This window comes from Salipiger aestuarii (assembly GCF_003259905.1).
Taxonomy (GTDB): Bacteria; Pseudomonadota; Alphaproteobacteria; order Rhodobacterales; family Rhodobacteraceae; genus Salipiger; species Salipiger aestuarii.
Genome location: NZ_QLMG01000091.1, coordinates 1 through 7,516, shown reverse-complemented (window position 1 = coordinate 7,516; position 7,516 = coordinate 1). Strand labels below are relative to the sequence as shown.

Genomic DNA, 7,516 nt, shown 5'->3' with positions numbered 1-7,516 from the left:
GTGTCGCTCAGCCAGAAGAGATCAGACATGTCACCGCTCGCTTTTTCGAGTGATGAATCATCTACTCAGGCTGAAATCAATGGATCCTGAGCCTAGTCCTGCAAAACCGGGCCCTTGGGGTACCGATCTGGACAAGCCCGCTGCGGCATGCCAGATCGGCCGAACGTCAATTCCAAAGGGGAACCGGCATGGCACATACCCTGAGCGACACATTGGCACACAGCTTGACGGGGCTGCGCGCGGCGACGTTTTCCGGCCCGCTGACCGAGGATGCCCCTTGGCCGGATGTTTATCCCAGCTGGGACAGCGCCAATGGCAAGATCGAGGGCGAGATCGCATCGACCGCTGGCATGTTGCTACAGATCGATGCGGCGGTCAGCGGCACGCCAAGCTGGTGGGTGCTGAATCTGGTGTTGGGCGCGGGTACCCTTAAACCGGGCAGCGTGCTGGGCCTGGTGGCCGATATCGAAAGCGCTGAGGCGCGCGAAATCGCCGCGTTCGTCCGGTCGGGGCGCGAGGATGAGGTATTGGACACGGAGCTTTCCGAACCGCTGGCGCTGCGCGCGGGACGCCGCGTGATCAGCCTGCTGCACGATGTGGATGCGGGCCAACCGATGGCCGGAGCCGAGGCGTGGCACACATTGGTACTGCGGCTTCCACGTCCGCGCACCAGTCTGGTGCTGCATGACCTGCGCTTGATGGTGATCCCGCCAGAAGCCGGGATGCGCGCGGGGCGTCGTAGCCTGAAGGGCTACGCCACTTAGCAAGTAGCCTGAAGGGCTACGCCACTTAGCAAGTCGCCTGAACGGCTACGCAACCTGCCGCAAACCAAGGCATAGTTGCTTGAAAACAGCAACCAGAGGTGGCTGGGGACATATTCCCTGACGCTCAAGGATCTTGGGTTTCGTTGATTTCGCCCGGCTCGATCTCATAGGCGCCGACCGGCCCGTTATCGTCAATGCTCTCAACCGGGCGCAGGTCGCGGCCCAGCTCGGGGTCGGCCCCCGGTGCCGATGGCAGCATGCCAATGGGGCGCACCGGCGAGGCATAGACCTGATGCAGCTCTGCCAGATGGTTTTCCATCGAATAGGGCGCAAGCGCGCCCGACCAGTATTGCGACAGGTCGATTTCACCGTCCAGCATGGCCTGCACGCGGGCGTGGAAATCGTCGATGTCTCCGGATGTGAACCGCATGTCGGCGCTGCCCCCCAGTTCCTGGGCGCCGCCCAGATCCGAGGTCAGCAGCGGAATGTGGCGGGCGTGCATTTCGATCGCGACCTGGGGCAGGTTGTCTTCCCACAGCACCGGAATCACCCCCACGCCGACCCCGTCGAGCAGCGCATCAAGCTGGTCATGGGCGTAGCCGTCGGCATATTGCACCGACGCGAACCGTTCGCTCAGCGCCACGACCCGTTCCATCGTCTCGGCATCGGCCCGGCGCGAGGCGATGACCAGACGGATGCGCGCGGCCAGCGCGTCGGGCATGCCCTCAAGCGCTTCGAGCATGAAGAAAAAGCCCTTGTCGCGCCGCATGTAGCCCAGATAGCCCATGGTCAGCAGCCCGTCATCGCCCAGCAGCGTGACGGCGGGGCGGGTCTGGGCGAATTTATCCGCGTGGCGGGTGCCGATATAGCTGGTTTCCAGCAGATCGGGCGCGATGCCATAGCGCGCGGCGACCTCGCCCACGCGATGGGACACGCACAGCACGCTGTCGCAATGGGTGTTGATCAGGGTCGCCATGTCGCGGCGGCGCTTGGCGAATTTCGCATTGCGCGCTTCAAGCCGCTCCAGCACCTGACCGGGGGCGCGCTGCGGTGCGGTCGCCGGCGTCAGCGAGGCGGGCCGCGACCGCCGGATGCGCCGCGCCCAGAACCGCACCAGCCGGTTGGCCACCCGCATCGCCGGACCGAAGCCGCGATCGAACAGGCGCGACCCCGGTCGGATGCCCGCCTTCTTGAGGTTGAAGGCCACGCCATTGGCCAGCCGGATCACCCGCTGGTCATGCTGGTAGGGCAGGCAGGTCACGCATTTGCGCCCGTTCTCGTAATCGAGACAGTTTTCCTCTTCCTGGTACCACAGGTTCACCTGCGGGCAGACCGGGAAATAATTGTGCAGCGACAGGATCACCCGCGTGTCGGGGAAATGCTCCTTGAGCTTCAGCACGCCTGCCGGGATGCCTTCGAGATTGTTGAAATGCACCACGTCGAACGGGCCCTTGGCGCGCAGGAAATCGAAAAACGCCGCTTCGGTGGCGGGGTCCTCGACCTGGCGGGGATCGCCAAAGGAATGGTGGCCGGGGGCCAGCGCGCCCGAATTGACGATTTCAAAGCGCAGGGCGCGGTCTTCGGTGGGGCCATGCCTGACCTGTTCCCAGCGCGGACGGTCGTTCAGCAGATCATACGAGATGCCCGAGGACAGGAACAGGCATTCGGTCGCCTCTTCGGCGTTCAGAGCGTGGATCACGTTCTTCTGGTAGATCGACACCCCCCCGCCACGGCGTTCGTCGTCGAGGTAGTCGACCCAGTTGTAGAACAGGATCCTCATGACTCTTCCTTCTGCTGAAGCCGGGCTTCCAGCGCGTCGATGCGCCGGGCAAGCTCGGGGATGGCAAAGTTCTGCACCCGCTGGCGCAACTGGATGAATTCGGCAAAGACAAAGCCGATCAGCACGTTGCGGTCGATTTCCGCGCGCGGGCGGCCTTCGGGAAGGCGGTCGGCGAAGGCGTCGATCGGCAGGCTGCCGTCTGCCTGCTGCGCCAGCCAGTCCAGGCCGTCGCGCGCTTGGGCGCGGATGTCGTCCAGCGGGCGAACGATCTCGGCCTTCAGCGCGTCCTGCGTGGCGAGATAGGACAGCGCCCGATTGCGCACCGCATTGATGCTGGCGCGCGGAAAACCAAGGTTCTGCATCAGGCGCAACAATTCGGCGACGCGGTCGTCAAGCCGCGGGTTGGGGTCGGGCTGGCTGCGTTGCAGCGCCTTTGGCAGCGTGACGTTCAGCGCGGCAAAGAAATCGCGGTGCAGCGCGTTGGGATCGCCGGGGTCGTTGCGATACGGGCGCAGCAGCACGTTGTCCTTGCCGGCGATGTCGATCCAGGGTTCCAGTGCGCGGCGGTAGTCAAAATGGATGTCCTCGATCTCGCCCCCCAGGGCGGTTTCCAGATCCGATACCGGGATGTTCATCTTTATCAGTTGGTTATACCAGGACAGCATATGCGACTGCGGGTCGCGCAGATAGGCGACGATTTTGATGTCGATGCCGTCGGGGCGCCTGCCGAGCACCTCGCGCAGGATCTGCACCGCCTCCGGAAACTGCCCGATGCGCATCAGTTCCTCGGAGCTGATGAGCACCGTGTCGGCGGGGCTGTGGCGGACGTGGTCCATCAGCATGCCCCACATCTGCCGGGGCGAGGTTTCGTCGGCGTAATCGAACATCAGCGGCCCGCTGATGCCCGCGGCCTTCAGGATCGAGAACGCGAAATCCGAATGCTTGGCATTGTGCATCCACAGATCGGGATATTCGATCCCCTGATTCCGGAGAAACCGCGTGTTTTGGGAAAAAAAGACCTGCAACGCGGTCGTTCCGGTCTTGTAGTGGCCGATGTGCAGAATAAGCGTCTTTGCCATGTCTTCCGGTTCTTGTTGACCCTTGTCGTACGCGGGCTGCCTGACCTGGCCCCTTGTGCGAAATTGTTTGACCGTCTGTGCCGCAGAATGCAGGCAGGGGTCAAGCCGTGCGGACCAATGCAGGCCAGATGGTGAACAATGTGAGCGGATGGCGGCGAACGGGCCCTTGCGCGCGGCATCTTTGGTCCCGGATGCGCCGGGGTGGCGGGATCGGGCGCGGACCGCCCCTTGCGGTCGGGAACGGACAGCCGGGGTGGCTTGACCCTGCGCACAGAAGGCGGTTTGTCTGCGCGCAACAGTTTTCGGCGGCCCCTGTCCGGGCGCTTTACCCCCTGGGAAAGGACATTACCCCATGCCGGAACGACCCATGCCGGAACGACCCTGGCTTATCCTGACGCTGCGTCGCACCGGGGGGACGTCGCTGACCGCGTTTCTGGCCGAAATCTCGCCCTTTCCCAGCATCGAACACGAACCGTTCAACATCGACCGAACGTTTGGCCATGTCACCCGCGCCTTTCGCGACAGCGGCGATGCCGAGGCGCTGCGCGCGGGCATCGACGCGGCGCTGGGGGACGATCCGGCGCAACGCCCCAACATCAAGCATTGCTTTGACGTGGTGCCGCCCGCGCTGACCGCCGAGCTGATCCGCGCCTGCGCCGCGCGCGGCTATGCGGTTCTGCTGTATACCCGCGGCGACGAGGCGCGCCGGCTGCGCTCGTTGTTTCTGGCGTTGTCGACAGGGGCCTGGGGCGGGGTGGAGGCGCGGCGGATCTACCCCGAGATCCGCGCCGGGCGCCTACAGCCCAAACCCATCGACCCCGTCAATGTCCGCCGCCGGGTGACCGAGGATCGCTACCGCCTCGCGCGGGTGATCCGCCAGCTTGACCAGGACGGCATCGCCCACAGCCGTCGCCGGTTCGAAGACATCTACGGGCCGGGCAAATCCGCCCCCGACGAGGCGCGCCGCCTTGCCGCCGAGCTTGGCACCAGGGTCGCGCCCGATGCGCGCGCCCTGCGCTGGTTCGATGCCAGCCAGAAACAGGGGTCCGAAGACATCGCCGGTCATGTGCCCGGCTATCCGCAGGCCGTGGCCCTTCTGGACAAGCTGTGTCACTCTGGGGCCAAACAAGATCTGTAATCCCGGAATACCCCTCATGCCCAGCGATTTTGCGCACCCCCCCGGCGGATATGTCTTCGTCATCACCTATGGGCGATCCGGGTCGACCCTGCTGCAAAATATCCTGAACGCGATCCCCGGCTATCAGGTGCGGGGCGAAAACAACAACGCGATCCTGCCGCTGGCGCAAAGCTGGCAGGCGGTGAACGGGTCCGAACCGATGCGCGGGGCGCGCAGGGCGGGGCGCGAAACGTCCCCCGAAGACCCGTTTTACGGTGCGGAAAAGGTCGACCCCACCGAATACGGCCAGGCGCTGGCCGCGACCTTTGCCCGGATGGTGTTGCGGCCCGATCCGGGCACGCGGGTGTCGGGGTTCAAGGAAATCCGCTTTCACCTGCACCCGCGCCTGTTTGGCCCGACGCTGGATTTCATCCGGCAGTTTTTCCCCCGCACCCGCTTCGTGTTCAACACCCGCGATCTGGCGGCGGTCAGCCGTTCGGGCTGGTGGGCGAACATGGACCCCAAGGCGGTGCAGGCCGAACTGTCGGCGGCGGAAACGCTGTTTTCAAACTACGTGGCGCGCCACCCGAGGATCTGCCATCAAGTGCAGTACGACACCTATGTGCAGGCCCCCGAAACGCTGCAAACGCTGTTCGATTTCCTTGGCGAAGAGATGAATGCAAATATGATCGAGCGGGTGCTGAACACACCGCTCGATCATGCCCGAACGCCGGGCGGGCGCTGACGGCGGAACAGACCCGCCGCGCGAATTGCGTTTTCAGCCTAGAACCAGCGGCCCATCGCGATGACCTCGACCTCCGCAGAGGCCTGTCCGCCCCCCGCGTTAAAGGCATAAAGATCGGTGCCCGTTTCGCTGGCCGCGCTGCTGGTCGCGATGATCGCCGCCGACCCCTTGCCCGACACCGTCACCCGCGGCCCCGCCACGAAATGCGCCGCCCAGGCGCAGACAGTCGCCCCGGACCCCGAGGTGGTCACCGTGGCGCTACAGATCTGCGTGCCGTCCGCATAACGCACATAGGCGCCGCTTGCGTTGGAGCCACTTTCGATGACCGCCCCGGTCGGAATGCCGCCCGCTTGCGTCACCGTTCCCACAAGATTGCCCGGGCCATAGGCATGATCCGCCCGCGCCAGCCGTCCCGGAGTGGTGTCTGTAGCCGAGTCCTGCACCGCCGCGCCACTGACATGTCCGGTGGCGGCATCGACCACCAGCGCCTCGGTCCAGGCGCTGCCATCCGCTGACACTTTCAGATGAAAATCCGTGTCTCCGGCCAGGCCCATCTCGGCGTGCCCGGTCCAGCCCGACTGATAAAGCAGGCTGGCGGTATCTTCGCCGGCGGCCTTGTTCAGCACCAGCCGGTGATCGCTGCCGGCATTGTTCAGCAACGTGGCATCGGCGCTGACGGTCAGACGGTTGGTGGTGTCGGCACTGGCGTTGATGCCCAGCATCGCCACGCTGTCGCCGGAAATCCCCCCCGCAAGCGCCGTCCAGGCACTGCCGGTCCAGCTGCGCAACTCGCCCTCGGCCAGGCCCCAGGCACACCAGCCGTCGAGCGGAACAAGAAAGGTCCAGGCGCCGCCGTCCCATGTGGCAAGCTGGCCATCATGCCCGGCCCAGGCATCGGTCGCGCCTGTTCCCAGCGCATGGGTTTCGCCCGCATCAGGGGCCGTGGGCGGCGTCACGGCCCCAAAGCTTTCGACGCGCATCTGCACCAGCGTATCAAGCTGGGTCAGGGCTTCGTTATGGGTGACATGTTTCTGGGCCTGCGAGGGCTGAATGCAGGGCAGGCCCAGCCGCGGGGTTATCTCGCTCATCGTTCCTCCGAAGGTCAGGACATCTTGTCATTGCCCGAGCGACAATCCTTCCAAAGCCTTAACAAAGATCTCGGGCACCGCGCGTTGCTGTGAGCTGTGAGCGCGCTTTGAAGCGCGGCTCATTCTGCGATGGAGACCGGCGCCGCACGAGACCTGATGTCGCACGGGGAATGGGCGTTCCTTGAACGGTTCACCTTGGCCGTCCGCGCCCCGAAAGGGCGCAAACCGACCAACCATCACCTTGTTCCTGTTCGGATTTTCCGGATTGCACGCAGGGGTGCCCCATGGCGGGACCTGCCCGAAGAGTTCGGAAAATGGTCGAGTGTTTACCGGCAGTTCCGACGATGGACGCTGGCGGGGCTCTTGGAAGAGATCATGGAGGCCCTGAACCAAAGCGAGGGCGTGCCTGACGCCCTGCAAATGCTCGACAGCACTGTCATCCGCGCCCATCATCAGGCAGCAGGCCCACAAGGGGGATCCCGCGTCAGGGTTTGGGTCGTTCTCGTGGAGGCTTCACGACCGAGATCCACCTCCGCGTAAATGCAGCGGGCCTGCCCATGAGGACGGAGATCACGCCGGGCCAGATATCGGACTATCCGGGGTTCGCTCTGGTCACGGCCGACAACTTTCCCAGGCCGAGTGTTCTGTTGGCAGGGGTCCAGTGCATTAACTTGATGAATTAGTAGCTTATTCTCTTTTTCGATGATGAAGAAGCCGATGAGGCAGCGTAAGACTCCGTTCAAACGGCACCGGTTTCCTCGTGAGATCATCCTGATGGCAGTGCGCTGGTATTGTCGCTACCCGCTATCATGCAGGGATGTGCGCGACATGCTGGCCGAGCGCGGGGTGACGGTCGATGCCTCTACGATCCATCGCCGGGTTCGCAAGTTCGGCCCCGGGATCCGCAAACGGGCTTATGGCGCGCACCGCTCGTGGCGCGGGC

Annotated in this window: 6 protein-coding genes and 2 pseudogenes; 5 read left to right on the top strand and 3 right to left on the bottom strand. The window is 64.4% G+C overall.

The features are described from left to right. Positions 1-188 precede the first annotated feature (188 nt). Positions 189-764: a hypothetical protein gene (locus ATI53_RS22290; protein ID WP_009504496.1), complete on the top strand. Its 576-nt coding sequence runs from the start codon at positions 189-191 to the stop codon at positions 762-764. Between the two features lie 124 nt (positions 765-888). On the opposite strand, the gene ATI53_RS22285 is transcribed toward ATI53_RS22290, so the two are convergent. Next, on the bottom strand, positions 889-2,544 hold the full coding sequence (locus ATI53_RS22285; protein ID WP_111551414.1) for a glycosyltransferase: 1,656 nt from the start codon (positions 2,542-2,544) through the stop codon (positions 889-891). After that, positions 2,541-3,623 (bottom strand): sulfotransferase domain-containing protein, encoded by a 1,083-nt coding sequence (locus ATI53_RS22280; protein WP_111551413.1) that lies wholly within the window; start codon positions 3,621-3,623, stop codon positions 2,541-2,543. The genes ATI53_RS22285 and ATI53_RS22280 overlap by 4 nt, the downstream gene beginning before the upstream one ends. 352 nt (positions 3,624-3,975) lie before the next feature. On the opposite strand from ATI53_RS22280, the gene ATI53_RS23530 reads away from it, so the two are divergent. Next, a complete protein-coding gene (locus ATI53_RS23530; protein ID WP_009504493.1) occupies positions 3,976-4,761 on the top strand; it encodes a hypothetical protein in 786 nt (261 codons plus the stop codon). A gap of 16 nt (positions 4,762-4,777) precedes the next feature. Continuing rightward, entirely contained in the window at positions 4,778-5,485 is a 708-nt protein-coding gene (locus ATI53_RS22275) for a sulfotransferase (protein WP_170134652.1), read from the top strand. 38 nt (positions 5,486-5,523) lie between these two features. Here the strand turns inward: ATI53_RS22275 and ATI53_RS22270 are convergent, their stop codons facing one another. Further along, positions 5,524-6,573, bottom strand: a complete 1,050-nt coding sequence (locus tag ATI53_RS22270; RefSeq protein WP_111551411.1) for a DUF2793 domain-containing protein — start codon at positions 6,571-6,573, stop codon at positions 5,524-5,526. A gap of 129 nt (positions 6,574-6,702) precedes the next feature. Between ATI53_RS22270 and ATI53_RS22265 the strand changes: the two are divergent. Beyond that, positions 6,703-7,226: pseudogene (locus ATI53_RS22265) on the top strand (IS5 family transposase); the annotation flags it as partial. Positions 7,227-7,290: 64 nt separating this feature from the next. Then, a pseudogene (locus ATI53_RS24155) lies at positions 7,291-7,516 on the top strand (IS6 family transposase); the annotation flags it as partial.